We start from the raw sequence: 18084 nt of genomic DNA on the forward strand, positions 1-18084 counted from the left end.
ACTATTTCACAAAAAAGACAGTTCGATTTCAAAATACCGCATACCTCGAAAGAAGGTATGTGGCGCTATTATTTTGCGTCCTGGAACGTTCTGTTTTCCGGGTGTTATAGGAGTGAACTCGTTCGGCGGTGCAGCATAAATGGCCGACGCGAGATTTGGGACGAAGCGTCCTCCCGGACGAAAATATTCGAGGAGCATCCCGCATGGCTATGGACAAGGACACCACCACCGGTGTGCGCGAAACCGCCGACCTGGCGAAGGGCGCGCTCGACGATCTGACGCGCGCCGGCGAGACCACCACCCGCCGCGCCGCCGATGCCGCGCGCTCGATCGGTGGAACCACGGCGGAAACGGGAGTCCACGCTGTCGATGCCGGTCTGGGTGCCGGACAGAAGGCGATGGATGCCGGTGCCGACATGACCCGTCGTGGGGCCGAAGCCGCCAAGTCCGCGATGGGCTCCGCCACCGACGTCGCCGGCCGCACGACGGAGCAGTTCCAGCGCGTTCTGGGCCTGTCCAAGGATGCCCAGGGCGAAGTCGCCAGCCAGACCCGCGAGACCATGGACGTCATGGTCCAGTGCAGCAGCGTGCTGGCCGACGGTCTCCAGAATGCCTGGCGCGAATGGATGGGGCTGGCCCAGGAAGTCGCTTCCCGCAACGCGGAGGGCGTGAACGCCCTGATGCGCAGCCGGAGCGTTCCCGACTTCTATGCAGCCCAGAGCCGCATGCTGAAGGACAACATGCAACTGGTTCTCAGCCGCAGCGTCAAAATCTCCGAGCTGTCGGCGAACACAGCCAACACCGCAATCGGCAAGCTGAACGCCCGCCTGGAGGGCGCGGCCCAGCAGGCGGAGCGCCGGTTCTGACCACCGCGCCGCCGATGACGGCACGTCATCGATAACGAACGGTCTCCATCCTGACTCAACCCCGGCCCGACAGGACCGGGGTTTTTTCTGCGACTGGACCGGCTTTCCCTATCACGCCTCGGGCGTCAGCCAGCTGACCGCCGTTCCGCCGCCGGTCGAGGGCAGGGCGTCGTGCAGGGTGGGCAGCATTGCCTTGAGCGTTTCGTCAAGCTGCCAGGGCGGATTGACAATCAGCAGACCGGAGCCGTTCAGCCGGAGATGGGTGTCTTCGGGGTGCCAAGTCAGTTCGGCGATCAGCACTTTCGGAATGCCGGTCTTTTCCACCGCATCCTGGAACCTCCAGACAGCCGCACGTTCCTTGATCGGATACCACAGGGCGAAGATGCCGGTGGACCAGCGGCGGTGCGCCAGTGCCAGCCCCTCCGCCATGCGGGCGAACTCATCCGGCTGTTCGAAGGGCGGATCGATCAGGACAAGCCCGCGCTTCTCCTTGGGCGGAAGATGGGCCTTCAGCGCGGTGTAGGCATCCGACTGATGGACGGCGACGGCGCGGTCGCCGGCGAACTCCGCTTTCAGGGTGTGGGCGTCGTCAGGATGCAGTTCCACCAGCACCATGCGGTCCTGCGGGCGCAGGGCCGCACGGGCAACGCGGGGGGAACCCGGGTACCAGCGCAGAACACCATCCAGGTTCAGTGCCTGTACGGCGTCGAGATAGGGTGCCAGGGCAGGGTGCGCCAGGGGATGGCCGAACAGCCGGCCGATGCCCTCGTCGCTCTCCGCCGTCTTGCGGGCCGCTTCGGACGTCAGGTCGTAGCGGCCGATGCCGGCGTGGGTGTCGAGCACGCAGAACGGTGCCGGCTTGGCGCGCAGATGATCCAGGATCAGAGCCAGGACGGCGTGCTTCATCACGTCGGCCGGGTTGCCGGCGTGGAAGATATGGCGGTAGTTCATGCGTCGGGGTTTACCCGATCCGACAGCGCCGCGCCAGCGCTCTCACAGCTCCCGTCACGCAGCACGGCTATCGGGTCGACTGTCAGTTGATGGCCGCGACCTGCTGGGCGTTGCGGAAGCTGCGGCGGGTGCGCGGGGCGACGCTGACGGGATCGCTGTCTTCACAACGGGAGGAGGCCAGCAGTTTGGCGCTCTGCGTGTCCAGCTCGGACAGGCTCTGCCAGATCTTGCAGACATATGCCTGGGCGCGGCGGCCCGAGCTGCCATTGTAGCGGGTCAGCGCGGTCTTCCAGTTGCCTTCCTCGCCGTGGAAGCGGACGAGAAGCTGGCCAGCGTAAAACACGTTGTCGCGCGGCTCGACGATCTTCTCCAGAGGCTGGAACTCGCCCCGGTGAGTCGCGACCGAAAGCTGCATGCAGCCGACATAGGTATTGCTGCGAAGCTGGCCACGATGGTCGCGCAGGTGGCGGGCAGCGTCACTGACGTTCCGGGCGTAATAGGGGCGACCCTGAACGCTCATCGCGAACGGGTGGGGGGCGCCGTCCTGGCCGCTTTCCACCAGTGCGATGGCAACCAGCATGCCGGACGGGATGCCAAGCTTCTGCTCGGCCTCCACCGCGTGGGTGACGCAGCTTTCCTTCGACTGGGGCGCGGTCTGGGCCTGGGCCGTGCCGGAAACGGTGAGGACAGCCATGGAAGCCGTCAGCAGTCCCGCAGCCAGTGCGAAGCGTCCACACCCTGTGGCGCCTACGCGCTGATTTCGTCCCCGCATCCCAAACCTCCTTCTGCTGTCGCCCCGTGTTCTACGGCGGCTGTTTGACCCCCCGCGCGGGGCCGTTGTTCCGGTCACCGAGTCGCTTACGGCGACCGCCTCCTACCCAGATGTTCAGCGCCTCCCAATCGGGCGCCGGGGCCACACTTCCAAAAATTTGATCCATCGTCAACCCGCTTGCACCCTGGTAATACCACAGCTTTCGTCCGGAGGATGTCACGCCGAGCCAGGGTACTGACGGCTTAGGCCCTTCGACATGGGCCATAAGTCATTGAATCGCCACATTTGCCAGCAATAACGATAGGGTTAGCGAAGTCGGCTCCACTATCCTTTTGAACAGGGGCCGCAAACGGGGCTACTGCGACCGCGTGTCGCCGGAATCACACTTCGGAAGGATTTTCGCTCCCCCCTTGCGCAGCGCAGCATGTTGGGGCAGTAAACTCCGCCGCCTTATTTCCCGGGACTCGGATGCCCGGGGGGTGGCGGAGCCGCAGCATCGCCCGGGACGGCCCGATGGCGGGCGGAGACGGGTTCTCCGGGCCGGCGGCATCTCCCTGGCCGAAGCCCGACACCAGAGGACATTCATCCGTGTCAGCGGAGCCCTCCTTCGGCGACGAGCCGCAAATCTACAATCTCGATCAAATGTTCCGGGTTGGATATGACCGGCTCTACGCCGGGGATCACGCCGGGGCCGGGCTCGCATTCCGTGCCGCCCTCATTGTCGATCCCGACAACGGTGAAGCATGGTCCGCGCTGGCCGAAGCCGAAGGCGCACATGGTCCGGCCGGGCAGGCCGGAGCCTGTTTCCGGCGCGCCGTCGCGCTTGAGCCGGGAAACTGGGTATGGCGGTCGATGCTTGCAGATGCCCTGCGGCAGTGCGGCGAAATCGATGCTGCACATGCGCTTTTCCACGCTCTGGCGGCGGAGCGGAGCGATTCGGCACAGGTCCGACTCGGGCTCGCTCGCTGCCTCGCTGCGCTTGGCCGGTCCGAGGAGGCATTGGAGGAATTCCGGGAGGCGGTGGCTTTGCGCCCCAACGACCGCGATGCCGTGCTGGCATTGGCCGAAACACTGACCGCGTCAGGCGATGCGCTGGCGGCGGTCGAGCTGCTTCAGCCGCTCGCCCGCCGGTACGAGGACGATTCGGCTGTCCATCATGCGCTGGGACGCAGCTGGCTTGCCCTTCGCGAACCGGTGAAGGCTCTGGCTGTGCTCCGTCACGCCCGGGACCTCGCGGAGGGGGATGAGGCGGCGGCCATTGAAGGGTTGATCGCCGCCCTGGAAGCCGGGGAGGGCGCCGACCTGTCGGCCGCCTATGTCCGCGCCCTGTTCGACCGCTATGCCGACCGTTTCGATCAGGATCTGGTCGGCAAACTCGGCTATGCGGCGCCGGACCTGCTGCGCTCTGCGGTCGACCGGGTAATGCCCGGTGCCGCGGCTCTGCGGATTCTCGATCTTGGCTGTGGCACCGGGCTGGCGGGGGTGACCTTCAAACCACTTGCCGGGCATCTGGCCGGGGTCGATCTGTCGCCGAGGATGGTCGAGAAGGCGCGCCAGCGCATGCTCTATGAAGAGTTGAGCGTCGGCGACGTGGTGGAGGCAATGGAGCGGACGCCCGGCGGCTGGGACCTGCTGGTCGCCGCCGATGTCCTTGTCTATATCGGCGATCTCACGGCCGTCTTCGCCGCGGCGGCCCGCGCTCTGGTGCCAGGAGGTTGTTTCGCCGCGACCGTGGAATGTCTGGCGGACGAAGCGGCGGTCGATCCCTTTGTCCTCGGTGCCACCCGGCGATATGCCCATGCCGAAGGCTATGTTCGGGAAACCGCGGGCATGGCCGGGTTCACGATCCGCCTGATGGAACCCTGCACGCCGCGCCGGGAGAAGGGCGTGCCGGTTCCCGGTCTGCTGTTCGTGGTGGAGCGGGCGGCGCCATAAGGGAGGTGCCGCAAACCTCGACACTCTCTTTGGCGGAGGGCCCTTTCAGATGGCTTGGGTGTAACGGCCGCCATCGCCGGGCAGGCACCAGCGGGCATGCAGTTGACCCTTCGCATCGAAGCTGCACGCGATCCATCCGGCCCCCCGCAGCAGGCGCCGCCCGTTTTCCGCGAAGGGCGGCATTTCGAACCGGTGGGCCGGCAGGGGATGATCGGGGCGGATCGCCAGCGGCTCCGCCAGCCGGGACCGCCAGCCGGCCGACCGACCGGGCACAGTGAATGTGGGGACATAGAGCTGCCACATCTCCAGCCCGCCACCGCGCAGCACTCCCCGCGCTCCCGCTCCGTCTGCAAGGCCTCGGGACGCGATGGTGATGCGGCAGCCGCTGCGCCGGGAAAAATCACCCAGAGTGCGCAGCATCCTCTCCCAATCGGCATGACGTCCGGCCGACGACAAACGGTCCCCCTCCAGTCGGTTGCGCATCCGGGCCGGAATTGCGCTGCCCAGGCGGTCGAGCAAGGCGGCGGCCGGAGACAGGAGCGGCCCACCGTTGACCAGGATCAGATGCCGGCATCCGGCAAAGCGGTCGAGCCAATCGGACAACTGGCTCCAGTCCCGTTCGGACAGCAGGCGCCGGCTGTTGCGGTCGGTCCAGAGATCGAGCGCAAGAAGGCCGGCTTCGCCCAGAACGAAGCCCTGCGCCAGCGTTCCGCAGGCGGACCCCCACAGGCAATCCGGCGGGCTGTCTGCCACCGACCCGGTCTGGAACAACTGGACCTGACGCCTCACCGCCATCAGCATCGGACGCAGGCTGCGCGATGTGGAGTCGCCTTCTTCCCGGCTGCTCCAGGCGCCCGCCAGCAGACGGCCGAGATCGGCGCCATCCCACATCATCACTGAAGGGATGGAGGCCAGCGCCGAGGCCGCGGCGGCACCGCTCCAAACCCGCAGCATCCGGTCGAAGCCGGCGGTCATCAATTCCTCCGCCACGCCGGGCAGGGCAGGGCCAAGCCGCCGCGACGCATCCGTCAGCAAGCCACGGGCTTGGGCTGAGGCTGACATCACCGCGTCGCCATCGATCTGCCCGCCCGCCTGAACCAACAGGTGATAGCGGTCGGCGGCATGACGGGAGATCAGGTCGGGCCAGAGAGCGGTTGGCGCATTGGCGTCGGGACCGGCATCTCCACTCATTCCGCTCCCGTAAAGAATAGCCAGACGGGGAAATGAATGACGGCCCGGAACGATCACGTTCCAGCGGGGACCGTCAGGAAAGCCGTATGTGACATCGGTGTCGCGCATGCCGCGGGGAACGGCGAAGTCGAAGCGCCAGACTTGGCGGCGGCGCCAGACCATCAGGTGACGCGGCGGGACGGGCAGGGTGACGCCGTCCACCCGCAGATCCTCGGGCTCGACGTCCCCATCCAGAACGAACAGCGCCGACAGCCACCATCGGTCGCGCTGCTCCCCACGGAAGTACAGGATCGGGCCGAGCAGGATGCTCGGCTCCGCTCGTCTGGGCGCCATGCTTCATCCATCCGAACCGGCCCTTCCCCCAAAGATGGGCCTGCCGCATGCAATAGCGCAATGTGCTGTCGGACGGAGAGAAAATAACGCGGGGCGACGGGAGGATCGTCAGCCGTTCCGCTTGCGCAGCAGCTCCAGCATTCGGGGGGGCACCTCTTCGCTCAGGACCGGGTCGTAAAGGCGATGAAGCTCCTCGACATGCTGGCGATGCTGAGCGAGCAGCGCCTTTGCGTCGGGATCGCTCTCGACCACGCTCTCGAATTCGGCACGCTCCCGCTCGTCCAGGGCGCCGTCCAAATAGGCGTTTATTTCGGTCATCGTTACACGCTTCATCTCTGTCGTTCCCGGATGGGTCGCCGGGGTTCTCCCCTGGGACACGATCAACCGTGACACGTCCGGTGGCTCCAACCGCTGGCGGACGGCTCGGCCGAAAGGACGCCTACCCCATCTTATGGGCATGATCCTCGGCCATACCAGTCCGACAAACGGCGCGATCATTGCTCACTTTCGAGACGAGCAATCCGGAACTGCCATCCTCTTTCGCGTCGCCCGGCCAAGTAACAAGGCAATGTCGCCGATTGTTCCGGCGCTCTTCTGTGAGGAACGCCGTGCATTGGGGGTTGTTGTGAATGTGCAACTCATTTCATTCGCGCACGAATGGCTTGCCAACCAAGGAGAATGCCCGTGGCTCAACAGGAAAGCAGGCAGCCGCCTCAACATCAGGACACCCGGCCCGGCCATCAGGGTCCCATGGTACCGCAGCCGTCGGAAACCCGCCCTGGCTATCGCGGCAGTGGCAAGCTGCATGACAAGGTTGCGCTGATCACCGGCGGCGACAGCGGCATCGGCCGGGCCATCGCCGTACTGTACGCGCGAGAGGGCGCGAAGGTCGGCATCCTGTACCTGAACGAGGATGAAGACGCCCGCGAGACCCGCCGGCTGGTCGAAGCCGAAGGTCGACCCTGCACCATCCTGAGCGGCGACGTCGGCGACGAGGAGATTTGCCGCAAGGCGGTGGAGCAGCTCATCGGCGAGCATGGCCGCATCGACATCGTCATCAACAACGCGGCCGAACAGCATCCGCAGAAATCGATCGAGGACATCACCGCCGAACAGCTGGAGCGTACCTTCCGCACCAACATCTTCGGCCAATTCCATATGGTGAAGGCCGCGCTGCCACACATGCACGAGGGGGCCTGCATCATCAACACCACATCGGTCACCGCCTACAAGGGCAGTCCGGAATTGCTGGACTACTCCGCGACCAAGGGGGCCATCGTCGCCTTCACCCGGTCGCTGTCGATGTCGCTGGCCGACCGCGGCATCCGCGTCAATGCGGTGGCGCCCGGTCCGATCTGGACTCCGCTGATCCCCTCCACCTTCGACGAGGAAAAGGTGGAGAAGTTTGGCAGCAACGTGCCGATGAAACGTGCCGGCCAACCCGACGAGGTGGCGCCGGCTTATGTGTTCCTGGCATCCGATGACTCTTCTTATATGTCCGGTCAGGTGCTGCACCCGAATGGCGGCACCGTGGTGAATGGCTGACGGACGACAGGCGGGCGGCTCCGAGGGCCAGCGGCACCGGAGCCGTCCCCGGTCATCTCGCGCTGTCGGCGTCTTCCGGGCCTGGCGTGGAAAGGCCCCACATGACGCGAACGCCCCCTGCAGCGGACTGCGGAGGGCGTTCATGGCCGATTTGGCGCGGACGAAGCGTTGACGTGGAGGAATTCCGGTCGATCAGGCGGCCATCAGGTTGTTCAGCCGTTCCCGCGCCCGGCACAGGCGCGAGCGGATGGTGCCAATCGACACGTTCAGCGTTTCCGCCGCTTCCTGATAGGGACGGCCTTCAATGGCGACCAGCTTGACGACTTTGCGCTGGCTGGGGGTGAGGGAGGAAAAGGCCCGGTCGACATCGCGGAAAACCAGTCGCGACATCTGCGCCGCATCGACCGACATGGCGCCGTCCCACAGTTCCACCTTCGTCACATGGCGGTCGCGCTGCAGGTTGTTGAAGTGCAGGTTCTTCAGCATGGTGGTCAGCCAAGCCTGCATGTTGGTGCCGGGTTCGAAACGATGCTGGCGCGACAAGGCGCGGGCCAGGCAGTCCTGCAGCAGGTCTTCTGCGGCGTTGGCGTCACGGGTCAGCTTGCAGGCATAGCGCTGCAGGTTCGGCATGCAGCGGATCAGTTCGTGTTCGAACGAGTACGCCATGGTCTTTCCTTCCTCCACGGTCTGTGTACGTCTCCCGCCAGCTTGGTCGGCGGCGGCGCCCGTCGCGGTCAGGCGGGGCGCGGAGCGGGGACGGCGTTGGGCTTTCCGGCGCGCAAAAGCGGCGCCACCGGTTCGAAGGGCTGACAGTGCATTTTCGGTCTTGATCGCTCAGGGCGTCCTGGGGATGGTCTCCCGGGTGCCCAGGGGCCGGCCCGTCATCTGGCGCGGGTCGGCTGCCTATGCGGGGTGTTGTGGAACGATCCGGTCGGCGGTGGCGTCATTGAGGCGGTCCCGTTGTTGCCCGTCGTTGATCGTGTCGGGAGCTAAACGCGCCGTGCGCCGAGGATGTTCCACCGCAGGATTCGGAAAGAGTGACATCGGTGGCAGAATCCGGCGATTCCGGTCCAGGCTCCGCTTGCCGGGCTTACCACCATCGAACGCGGCTGCCGGTGCGCCCCTGCAACAGTCAGTGGCCGGGACTCAACAGCTTTTCCAGGCGCAGCGCCGCCATTCCGTCCTCGTAATAATCCGGATAGACGGAGAAACGGCGATAGCCGGCGGCGGTGTAGAGGGCGATTGCCGCAGCATTGTCGGCCCGCACCTCCAGTCTCATGCCGCGGCAGCCATGGTCGGCGGCAGCTTTCTCCAGGGCGGCAAGCAGGCTGCGGCCGAGTCCCTGCCCACGTTCGTCCGGGGCCACGGCGAAGGAGGTCAGCCGGGCGAAGGGCGTCCCGGCATGGAATCCGACAACCCCATAGGCAGCTGGCTGATGGCAAGGCGGCCATTCTTGCACCTTTGGTACTTGGCGGTATGCCACAAGCACCACACCTTTCGCTTGTCGGATCGCATAGCGGAAGTTGCGTTGCGTCATCCGGTCGGTCGCGAAGCTCTGCTCCTCGATCGCCAGCAGCGCAGGAATATCGGCCGATTCGGCGTGGCGGATGGCGATGCATGTTGCATCGCAGTGGACAGGATCGGATTCGTGACGCATCGTTGATGGGAAATAGGGAAGGGGATGACAACCTACTCCCTTTTACCACAGCGAAACGACGGTAGGTTCCATCTGGGGAAAGCTTTGCTTAACCAACAGGGCAGACACTTCCCCCATATACGGAGCGCCGTCCTTCCAGCCGCCCGCTCCTATTGGCCTTTCACGCAGAAAGTCAGGACATGGACGCTCGGTTCAAATCTCGCGACATCGAACGCCGCAGCCTTGATGTCGATGGCCTCAAACGGTCGTTCCTGGAATGGCTGGTTTATTCGGTCGGCAAGGATGCACGCGCCGCCACGCGCCGCGACTGGTTCCACACCGTGGCGCTGGCCGTCCGCGACCGCGTCGTCGACCGCTGGATGGACACGACCCGCAGCTATTATCATGAAGACGCCAAGCGCGTTTATTACCTTTCACTGGAGTTCCTGATCGGGCGCCTGCTGACCAACAGCCTGTCGAACCTGGGCATCGTGGACGAGTGCCGTCAGGCGCTCGACCGCCTCGGCTTGTCGATGGAGGATGTGGTCGACGCCGAGCCGGACGCCGCACTCGGCAACGGCGGCCTCGGTCGTCTGGCCGCCTGTTTCCTCGACAGCATGGCCTCGCAGGGTCTGCCCGGTTACGGTTATGGCATCCGCTACGAGTTCGGCCTGTTCGAGCAGCGCTTCGAGAACGGCTGGCAGGTCGAATACCCCGAACAGTGGCTGCAATTCGGCAACCCGTGGGAATTCGCCCGTCCGGAGGTGTTGTATCCGGTCCAATTCTACGGCCGCGTCGAGGAGTTCCGCGACAGCGTCGGCGAGCGCGCCTACCGCTGGGTCGATGCCGACCGCGTGCTGGCGATGGCCTATGACACGCCGGTCGTCGGCTTCGGCGGCGAGACGATCAACACGCTGCGCCTGTGGTCGGCCCGTGCCACCCGCGACTTCAACTTCGGCCATTTCAACGACGGCGCCTATATGAAGGCGGTCGAGCAGAAGATCCTGTCGGAGAATCTCAGCCGCGTCCTCTATCCCAACGACGCGACGGAGACCGGCAAGGAACTGCGGCTGAAGCAGGAGTATTTCTTCACCTCCGCCTCCTTGCAGGACATCCTGCGCCGCTACCTTCAGCATCACTCCACCTTCGAGAACCTGCCCAACAAGGCGGCGATCCAGCTGAACGACACCCACCCGGCCATCGGCATTGCCGAACTGATGCGCCTGCTGGTCGATCAGCATGCGCTGCGCTGGGACGATGCGTGGGAGATCACCCGCGCCACCTTCGCCTACACCAACCACACCCTGCTGCCCGAGGCGCTGGAAGCCTGGCCGGTGCGGATGATCGAGCGGGTGCTGCCGCGCCACATGCAGATCATCTACGAGATCAACGCCAAGTTCCTGAACCGCACAAAGGCTAAGGCTGCCGGCGACAATGCCAAGCTGTCGCGCCTGTCGCTGATCGACGAGCGCGGCGAACGCCGCGTGCGCATGGGCAACCTCGCCTTCCTCGGTTCGCACAAGGTCAACGGGGTGTCGGCACTGCACACCGATCTGATGAAGCAGACGGTGTTCGCCGACTTCCATGAGGAATTTCCGGACCGCATCAACAACAAGACCAACGGCATCACGCCGCGCCGCTGGCTGAAGCAGGCCAACCCGGCCCTGTCGGAACTGATCACAACCCGCATCGGCGAGGGCTGGATCTCCGACCTGTCGCAGATCGCGGCGCTGCGCGAGAAGGCCGACGACGTGGTGTTCCGCGAAGAATTCCGCCGGGCCAAGCGCAAGAACAAGAAGCGTCTGGCCGCCTACATCGCCCGCCAGACCGGCGAGGAGGTGCTGGTCGACAGCATCTTCGACGTGCAGGTCAAGCGCATGCACGAATACAAGCGCCAGCTGCTGAACGTGCTGCACACCATCGCGCTTTATAACGAGATGCGCGACAACCCGACGGTCAGCTGGGTTCCGGTGACCAAGGTGTTCGCCGGCAAGGCGGCGCCCTCCTATCACATGGCCAAGCTGATCATCAAACTGATCAATGACGTCGCCAAGGTGGTGAACCACGATCCGTCGGTGCACGACAACCTGAAGGTCGTGCTGCTGCCGAACTACAACGTCACCGCGGCTGAGATCATCATCCCGGCGGCCGATCTGTCGGAGCAGATCTCCACCGCCGGCATGGAGGCGTCGGGCACCGGCAACATGAAGCTGGCCCTGAATGGTGCGCTGACCATCGGTACGCTGGACGGCGCCAACGTCGAGATCCGCGAGCATGTGGGTGCGGACAACATCTTCATCTTCGGCATGACCGCGGATGAGGTGAACGACCTGCGCGCCAGCGGCGGTTTCAACCCGCGCGAGGTGATCGCGTCGAATCCCAGCCTGAAACGGGCGCTCGACATGATCTCGACCGGCGCCTTCTCGCCGGACGACCGCAACCGCTACCACCCGATCGTCCAGGCGCTGACCGACGGCGGCGACCATTTCCTGGTGACGGCGGACTTCGCCGACTATTGCCGGGCGCAGGATGCGGCGATGCAACTGTACCGCGACCCCGAGGAATGGACCCGCAAGGCCATCCTGAACACCGCCAACATGGGCTGGTTCTCGTCCGACCGTACCGTCAACGAGTATGCAGGCGAGATCTGGGACGTACACCCGGTCAAGCCGAGCCATGACGGCGAAGGGTTCCGGTAAAGCCGGTAATTTCTGAAAGGGCGAACGCGCAGGTGCTTTACAATGCCTGCGCGTTCGGATAAGAAGGCGTCATGAACCGCAAGGCCATCACCATCACTACGACCAAAAAAGCGACTCGCTTCGGCGGGCAGCGTCGTGGTGCGTGCTGATCGGATCGACCAGCGTTTCTTCCACGAGGCAGGCCCCGCCGGACAACGGACGGGGCCTCGTCGTATCCGGGGTCCGCTGTCCGAACGACCGATAGGCCGGTCCGATCAACAGTGCGATAGACAGGACGGAACCCCGCCATGAGCAGCAGCAACGCCTCCGCTTCTTCCCAGTCCCTCCGCGTCGCCGTGGTCGGCGCCACCGGCGCCGTCGGCCGCGAGATGGTCAAGGTCCTTCACGACCGCAGCTTCCCGGTCGCCGAACTCGGCCTGTTCGCCTCCGAACGCTCCGCCGGCAAGGTTCAGGAGACCCCCTATGGCGCCCTGACCCTGAAGGCCTTCGACGCCGCGGTGGTGAAGGGGTATGACGTTGTCCTGCTGGCGGTGTCGGGCGATTTCGCCAAGGCGCATGCCAAGGATCTGGCGTCGGCCGGTGCGCTGGTGATCGACAACAGCTCCGCCTTCCGCTACGACGCCGACATCCCGCTGATCGTTCCGGAAATCAACGCCCACGTCTTCCGCGAGGCGTACGCCGCCGGGTCGCGCCTGATCGCCAACCCGAACTGCACCACGGCCATCGCCGTCGTGGCGCTCGGTCCGCTGCACAAGGCTTTCGGCATCAAGCGCGCCATCGTCTCCACCTATCAGGCGACCAGCGGCGCCGGCGCCGAGGGCATGGCCGAGCTGGAAGAGCAGACGCGCAACCAGCTGGACGGCAAGCCGGTCAGCAACAGCGTGTTCCGCCACCCGATCCCCTTCAACCTGATCCCCCAGATCGACGCTTTTCAGGAGAACGGCTACACGAAGGAGGAGATGAAGGTCACGTGGGAGACGCGGAAGATCATGGAGGTTCCGGATCTGCCGGTCAGCTGCACCGCCGTCCGCATTCCGACCTACCGCGCCCACTCCGAAGCCATCACGCTGGAGACCATCCAGCCGGTCACGCCCGACGCCGCCCGTGCCGTCCTGGCCGATGCCGCCGGCGTGAAGGTGGTGGACGATCCGGCCAACGGCGCCTACCCGATGCCGCTGAACGCCACGGGACAGTATGACGTCGAGGTCGGCCGTATCCGCAACAACATCGTCTTCGGCGACCATGGCCTGGACCTGTTCGTCTGCGGCGACCAGCTGCTGAAGGGCGCTGCCCTGAACGCCGTGCAGATCGCCGAGCTGGCTCTGTAAGGCAGACGGCAATGCTCTGGAATCCCAGGGCAGGCACTGCTATGTAATGCGACAGGGGCCGACGGGCGTGTTTCGCCTGTCGGCCCTTTCGCCGTTCGTACCGTATAACGCCTTCAAGTCACGGGATTCTGCGCATGTCCGAACTTCAGGACGCCGTCTCCCGCCGTCGGACCTTCGCCATCATCGCGCACCCCGACGCCGGTAAGACCACGCTCACGGAAAAGCTGCTGCTGTTCGGCGGTGCCATCCAGATGGCCGGTGCCGTCAAGGCGCGCGGCGAGCAGCGGCGCGCCAAGTCGGACTGGATGAAGGTGGAGCGCGAGCGCGGCATCTCGGTGACCGCCTCCGTCATGACATTCGATTTCGACGGGCGCACCTTCAACCTGCTCGACACGCCGGGCCACGAGGATTTCTCGGAGGACACCTACCGCACGCTGACCGCGGTCGACAGTGCGGTGATGGTGATCGACGGCGCGAAGGGCATCGAGGCGCAGACGCTGAAGCTGTTCGAGGTCTGCCGTCTGCGCGACGTGCCGATCATGACCTTCTGCAACAAGATGGACCGCGAGGCGCGCGATCCCTTCGACCTGATTTCGGAGATCGAGAGCGCGCTGGCGCTGGAGGTCACGCCGGCCAGCTGGCCCATCGGCATGGGCCGCGACTTCCTGGGCTGCTACGACCTGATCCGCGACCGGCTGATCCTGATGGACCGCAGCAAGGGCGACGAGATCGACGAGGGCATCGAGTGCAACGGCCTGGACGATCCCCGTCTGGACGAGCTGCTTCCCGCCCACGCCGTCGCCAAGCTTCGTGAAGAGGTGGAGATGGCGCGCGGCCTGATGCCGGCCTTCGATCTGGAGGCCTATCGCGCCGGCCATCTGACCCCGATCTATTTCGGTTCCGCCATCAACAATTTCGGCGTGCGCGAGCTGCTGTCCGGTCTGGCGGAGAACGCCCCGCCGCCGCGTCCGCAGCCGGCCGATCCGCGCACCGTCGAACCGGACGAGGAGAAGGTCACCGGATTTGTGTTCAAGGTCCAGGCCAACATGGACCCGAACCACCGCGACCGCATCGCCTTCGTCCGTCTCTGCTCCGGCCGCTACAAGCGCGGCGCCAAGTTGAAGCACATCCGCTCCGGCAAGCTGATGGCGGTGAACAACGCCGTTCTGTTTCTTGCCCGCGACCGCGAGGTTGCGGAGGAGGCATGGCCCGGCGACATCATGGGCATCCCCAACCATGGCAGCCTTCGCATCGGCGACACGCTGACCGAGGGCGAGGATCTGCGCTTCACCGGCGTGCCGAGCTTCGCGCCGGAACTGTTGCAGCGTGTCCGCCCGGACGACCCGATGCGGGTTAAGCACCTGCGCAAGGCGCTGGAGCATTTCGCCGAAGAAGGCGCTTCGCAGGTGTTCAAGCCGCTGACCGGCGCCGACTGGGTCGTCGGTGTCGTCGGCCAGCTGCAGTTCGAGGTTCTGGCTTCGCGCATCGAGGCGGAATACGGCATCGCCGCCCGATTCGAGGGCGCCGGGCTGGACGCCGCCCGCTGGGTCGAGACCGACGACAAGGTTCAGCTGGAAAAGTTCATCGAGCTGAACCGCTCGGCGCTGGCCGAGGACCATGACGGCGCGCTGGTGTTCCTCGCCCGCAACGCCTGGCACCTGAACCGCGCACAGGAGGATTTCCCGGCGCTGCGCTTCCTGAAAACACGCGAGCAGAACCGCAAGGTCCACACCGCCGCTTGACGCAAACGCCCGCTCACGTGGCCGTGGTCACGGAGCGGGCGTCCTTTCAGTAGAGAAACCTCACAGACCTGCCCTAACGGATTGACGGCTTGACGGAGTCGGTCCGGTGGCGGAACGTGTGCCGATGCGGCAGATGGTTTCGACGCATAATCAACGTCCTCCGTCGGACGGGCACGGTTGGAAAAGAGGCGGACATGGCGGTGGGATTGGAAGAGCTTCTGGACACCGGCGGTTTCGTGCCCCATGGCGTCTGCCTGCTCTGGCGCCCCGACATCCTGATGCTGCATGTCGCGTCAGACGTGCTGATCGGCCTATCCTATTTCTCGATTCCGGTTGCCCTGATCTATTTCGTGATGCGCCGCCGCGACGTGGCCTTCGGCTGGATGGCGCTGCTGTTTGCGCTGTTCATCATCGCCTGCGGCACCACCCATTTCCTGTCAGTCTGGACCTTGTGGACACCAGACTATGTGCTCGAAGGTCTGGTGAAGCTGCTCACCGCCTTCGCCTCGCTGGCGACGGCGGCGGCGCTCTGGTGGTTGATGCCACGCCTGCTGGCCCTGCCCAGTCCGCGGGAGCTTGAGGCCAGCAACCGCGCGCTGGAGCTGGAGGTGGCGACCCGGCGCGAAATGGAGGCCCGCTATTCGGGCTTCTTCAACAACCTGGGTGAGGCGCTGTTCATCGTCCAGGTTCTTCCCGACGGTGACTTCGCCTATGAAGCCATCAACCCGGCATTGGCGCGGATCGGCGGCTTGGACCCCGAACAGTTGCGTGACCGCCGTGTCCGGGATGCGGTGAAGCCGGAACTGGCCGATCTGGTCATCCCCCGCTACACCGCCTGCCGCGACAGCGGCAAAACCATCGATTATGAAGAGACGCTGGACATGCCGGCCGGCCAGCGCGTCTTCCACACCATGCTGGTGCCGGTCAAGGACGCCGCCGGCCGGGTCGTCCAGATCCTCGGCAGCGGCCGTGACGTGACCGAACGCAAGCGCTTGCAGGAGGAGGTGATCCAAACCTCCAAGCTGGCGACGCTGGGCACGCTGGCTGCGGGCATGGCGCACGAGATGAGCCAGCCGCTGAACGTCATCCGTCTGTGGACGGAAAACACCCTGGCCCGCCTGCATGACAATCTGCTCGAACCCGCCCGTGCGGAGAAGGCGTTGAAGCTGGTGATCGAGCAGACCGAGCGCATGGGCAAGCTGATCGACCATGTCCGCATGTTCGGGCGGCGGGACGGCGGCGGCATGCGGACCTTCCATCCCGCCGACTGCGTTCAGAGCGCGGTCGAGCTTGTCCGCCATCAATATCGTCACGAAGACATCGAGATCGTCGAGAAAGGTTGGGCGGCGCAACTGGCGGTATCCGGACGGCCACTTGAACTGGAACAGGTGATCCTCAACCTGTTTTCGAACGCGCGCGATGCGATCATCGCGCTTCGTGCAGCGGGTGGAGCAGCGGGACGCATCATGGTGGCGGTCGGCGACGATCCCGACGGGTATAGCGTGGTCATCCAGGTGACCGACGATGGCGGCGGGATCGATCCTGCGGTGCTGCCTCAGATATTCGATCCCTTCTTCACCACCAAGGAGGTCGGCAAGGGATCCGGCCTGGGGCTGTCGATCGGCTATGGAATCATCGACGGCATGGGTGGGCGGATCGAAGCGCGCAACGTCGATCTGGAGGGCGGAGGCCGCGGCGTCCGCTTCACCATCACGCTGCCGAGCCAGCCGGTCTCCTCAGTCGACAGGGAGTTCTCGCATGCCTGATCGGTTCCATATCCTGATCGCGGAAGACGAGGTTCTGGCGGCCATGGCGCTGGAGGACTTCCTGTCCTTCAAAGGTTTCCGGGTGACCGTCGCCGCCAATGGGGTGGAGGCGCTGGAGCGCTATGCCACTGAGCGGATACACGCGCTGGTGACCGACCTGCGCATGCCGCGCATGGATGGCGAGACGCTGATCCGGGAAATCCGTGACCGCGATGCCACCCTGCCGGTGGTGGTGATGACCGGTTACCTGACGGAGGACAGCGATCTGAAGCAGGAGCGCTGGAAACCGCTGGAGATCTTCAGCAAGCCGGTCAACCCGCGCACCATCTGCAACACGCTGCACCGTATGCTGGGCATACCGCTGGAAGCCTGAGGCGTTTCCCCTCAGTCTTCCAGCGGTTCGACGTCCACGCTGACGGTCAGGCCATGGCCGGCTCCGCCCAGCAGGACGCCACGTGCCGGGCTGACGTCGTCATAATCGCGTCCCCAGGCGATTGTGATGAAGTCGCGGTTGGCGATGCAGGCGTTGGTCGGGCAGATGTCGAGCCAGCCGGCGGTCGCCCCGCACCAGACCGAGGCCCAGGCATGGCTGACATCCGCACCCACCAGCCGCGGCTGGCCGGGCGGGGGCAGGGTGCGCAGATAGCCCGAGACATAGCGTGCCGGCAGTCCGATGGCGCGGACGCAGCCGACGGCGATATGGGCGAAGTCCTGGCAGACGCCACGACGGTTGCGCATCACGGCCGCCAGCGGAGTCGCGACCGTGGTGGCCGTGGGATCGAAGGCGAACTCGTGGTTGATGCGGTTCATCAGGTTGATGGCCGCCGCGACCGCCGGACGGCCCGGCGTGAAGCTTCCCCGGACATAGTCCAGCAGTTCCGGACTGGCGGCGACCAGCGCGCTGTCGAAGCAGTATTGCGTGATCTCCGCACCGTCGTCCGGCCCGGTCAGGCCGCGCAGGCTGTCGCGCACATGCTCCCACGCTGGCGAGTCGTCGGGCGCCAATACGGGCGGATCGAACACTTCCACCTCGCTTTCGGCGATGACGGAGAAAGTCCGGTGCGGCTCCTGCACGGCGACGTAGGTGACGGTGTTGCCGAAATAATCCACCCGCTCCGTCCGCACGGCCGGAGCCGGGTCGATGGTCAGCAGACTGCGCCGGATGCGCTGGCGCGGGTGCGGCCGGGCGGTCAGGTGCAGCAGATGGTGGGAGATCGGCACATCCTCGCCATAGTCGTAGGCGGTGGAGTGGCGCAGGCGATAGCGGGTGGAAAGACCGCTGCTGCCGGAAGCGGGAGCGGAGGGCGGAGGCGTCATCGC

General features: G+C 65.3%; 15 protein-coding genes. 8 read left to right on the plus strand and 7 right to left on the minus strand.

Going from position 1 to position 18084, the window contains the following annotated elements:
• The first annotated feature begins 203 nt into the window (after nt 1-203).
• Nucleotides 204-866 (plus strand): phasin family protein, encoded by a 663-nt coding sequence (locus GBZ48_RS19620; protein WP_174472527.1) that lies wholly within the window; start codon nt 204-206, stop codon nt 864-866.
• Nucleotides 867-977: 111 nt separating this feature from the next.
• Here the strand turns inward: GBZ48_RS19620 and GBZ48_RS19625 are convergent, their stop codons facing one another.
• On the minus strand, nt 978-1817 hold the full coding sequence (locus GBZ48_RS19625) for a 23S rRNA (adenine(2030)-N(6))-methyltransferase RlmJ (RefSeq protein ID WP_174472528.1): 840 nt from the start codon (nt 1815-1817) through the stop codon (nt 978-980).
• An 82-nt stretch (nt 1818-1899) separates the two neighbouring features.
• On the minus strand, nt 1900-2511 hold the full coding sequence (locus GBZ48_RS19630) for a transglycosylase SLT domain-containing protein (protein ID WP_246307317.1): 612 nt from the start codon (nt 2509-2511) through the stop codon (nt 1900-1902).
• A 720-nt stretch (nt 2512-3231) separates the two neighbouring features.
• On the opposite strand from GBZ48_RS19630, the gene GBZ48_RS19635 reads away from it, so the two are divergent.
• Nucleotides 3232-4524, plus strand: a complete 1293-nt coding sequence (locus GBZ48_RS19635) for a tetratricopeptide repeat protein (RefSeq protein ID WP_246307325.1) — start codon at nt 3232-3234, stop codon at nt 4522-4524.
• Nucleotides 4525-4569: 45 nt separating this feature from the next.
• Here the strand turns inward: GBZ48_RS19635 and GBZ48_RS19640 are convergent, their stop codons facing one another.
• The gene (locus GBZ48_RS19640; protein ID WP_174472531.1) at nt 4570-6048 is read right to left on the minus strand and encodes a hypothetical protein; all 1479 of its coding nucleotides are present in this window, start codon (nt 6046-6048) and stop codon (nt 4570-4572) included.
• 108 nt (nt 6049-6156) lie between these two features.
• Entirely contained in the window at nt 6157-6366 is a 210-nt protein-coding gene (locus tag GBZ48_RS19645) for an anti-sigma factor family protein (RefSeq protein ID WP_246307318.1), read from the minus strand.
• Between the two features lie 360 nt (nt 6367-6726).
• Here GBZ48_RS19645 and GBZ48_RS19650 point away from each other — a divergent pair, with 360 nt between their 5' ends.
• The gene (locus tag GBZ48_RS19650; RefSeq protein WP_174472533.1) at nt 6727-7593 is read left to right on the plus strand and encodes an SDR family oxidoreductase; all 867 of its coding nucleotides are present in this window, start codon (nt 6727-6729) and stop codon (nt 7591-7593) included.
• A 192-nt stretch (nt 7594-7785) separates the two neighbouring features.
• On the opposite strand, the gene GBZ48_RS19655 is transcribed toward GBZ48_RS19650, so the two are convergent.
• Together GBZ48_RS19655 and GBZ48_RS19660 are read right to left on the minus strand one after the other, a co-directional pair.
• A complete protein-coding gene (locus tag GBZ48_RS19655; protein ID WP_174472534.1) occupies nt 7786-8259 on the minus strand; it encodes a sigma-70 family RNA polymerase sigma factor in 474 nt (157 codons plus the stop codon).
• Between the two features lie 466 nt (nt 8260-8725).
• Nucleotides 8726-9250 carry a GNAT family N-acetyltransferase gene (locus GBZ48_RS19660; protein WP_174472535.1) on the minus strand — a complete coding sequence of 175 codons (525 nt, stop codon included), beginning with the start codon at nt 9248-9250 and terminating at the stop codon, nt 8726-8728.
• Between the two features lie 179 nt (nt 9251-9429).
• Between GBZ48_RS19660 and GBZ48_RS19665 the strand changes: the two genes are divergently transcribed.
• The 5 genes from GBZ48_RS19665 to GBZ48_RS19685 all read left to right on the plus strand — a co-directional run bounded on the left by GBZ48_RS19665 (nt 9430) and on the right by GBZ48_RS19685 (nt 17137).
• Nucleotides 9430-11928, plus strand: a complete 2499-nt coding sequence (locus GBZ48_RS19665; RefSeq protein WP_174472536.1) for a glycogen/starch/alpha-glucan phosphorylase — start codon at nt 9430-9432, stop codon at nt 11926-11928.
• A gap of 287 nt (nt 11929-12215) precedes the next feature.
• Nucleotides 12216-13256: an aspartate-semialdehyde dehydrogenase gene (locus tag GBZ48_RS19670; protein ID WP_174472537.1), complete on the plus strand. Its 1041-nt coding sequence runs from the start codon at nt 12216-12218 to the stop codon at nt 13254-13256.
• A 134-nt stretch (nt 13257-13390) separates the two neighbouring features.
• Nucleotides 13391-14998 (plus strand): peptide chain release factor 3, encoded by a 1608-nt coding sequence (locus GBZ48_RS19675; RefSeq protein ID WP_109051546.1) that lies wholly within the window; start codon nt 13391-13393, stop codon nt 14996-14998.
• 194 nt (nt 14999-15192) lie between these two features.
• Complete coding sequence (locus GBZ48_RS19680) at nt 15193-16764, plus strand: sensor histidine kinase (protein WP_174472538.1); 1572 nt, start codon at nt 15193-15195, stop codon at nt 16762-16764.
• Nucleotides 16757-17137, plus strand: coding sequence for a response regulator (locus GBZ48_RS19685; RefSeq protein WP_174472539.1), 381 nt, complete (start codon nt 16757-16759; stop codon nt 17135-17137). The genes GBZ48_RS19680 and GBZ48_RS19685 overlap by 8 nt, the downstream gene beginning before the upstream one ends.
• A gap of 11 nt (nt 17138-17148) precedes the next feature.
• On the opposite strand, the gene GBZ48_RS19690 is transcribed toward GBZ48_RS19685, so the two are convergent.
• Nucleotides 17149-18081 (minus strand): transglutaminase family protein, encoded by a 933-nt coding sequence (locus tag GBZ48_RS19690; protein ID WP_174472540.1) that lies wholly within the window; start codon nt 18079-18081, stop codon nt 17149-17151.
• Nucleotides 18082-18084: the final 3 nt, after the last annotated feature.

This window comes from Azospirillum melinis (assembly GCF_013340935.1).
Classification (GTDB): Bacteria; Pseudomonadota; Alphaproteobacteria; order Azospirillales; family Azospirillaceae; genus Azospirillum; species Azospirillum melinis.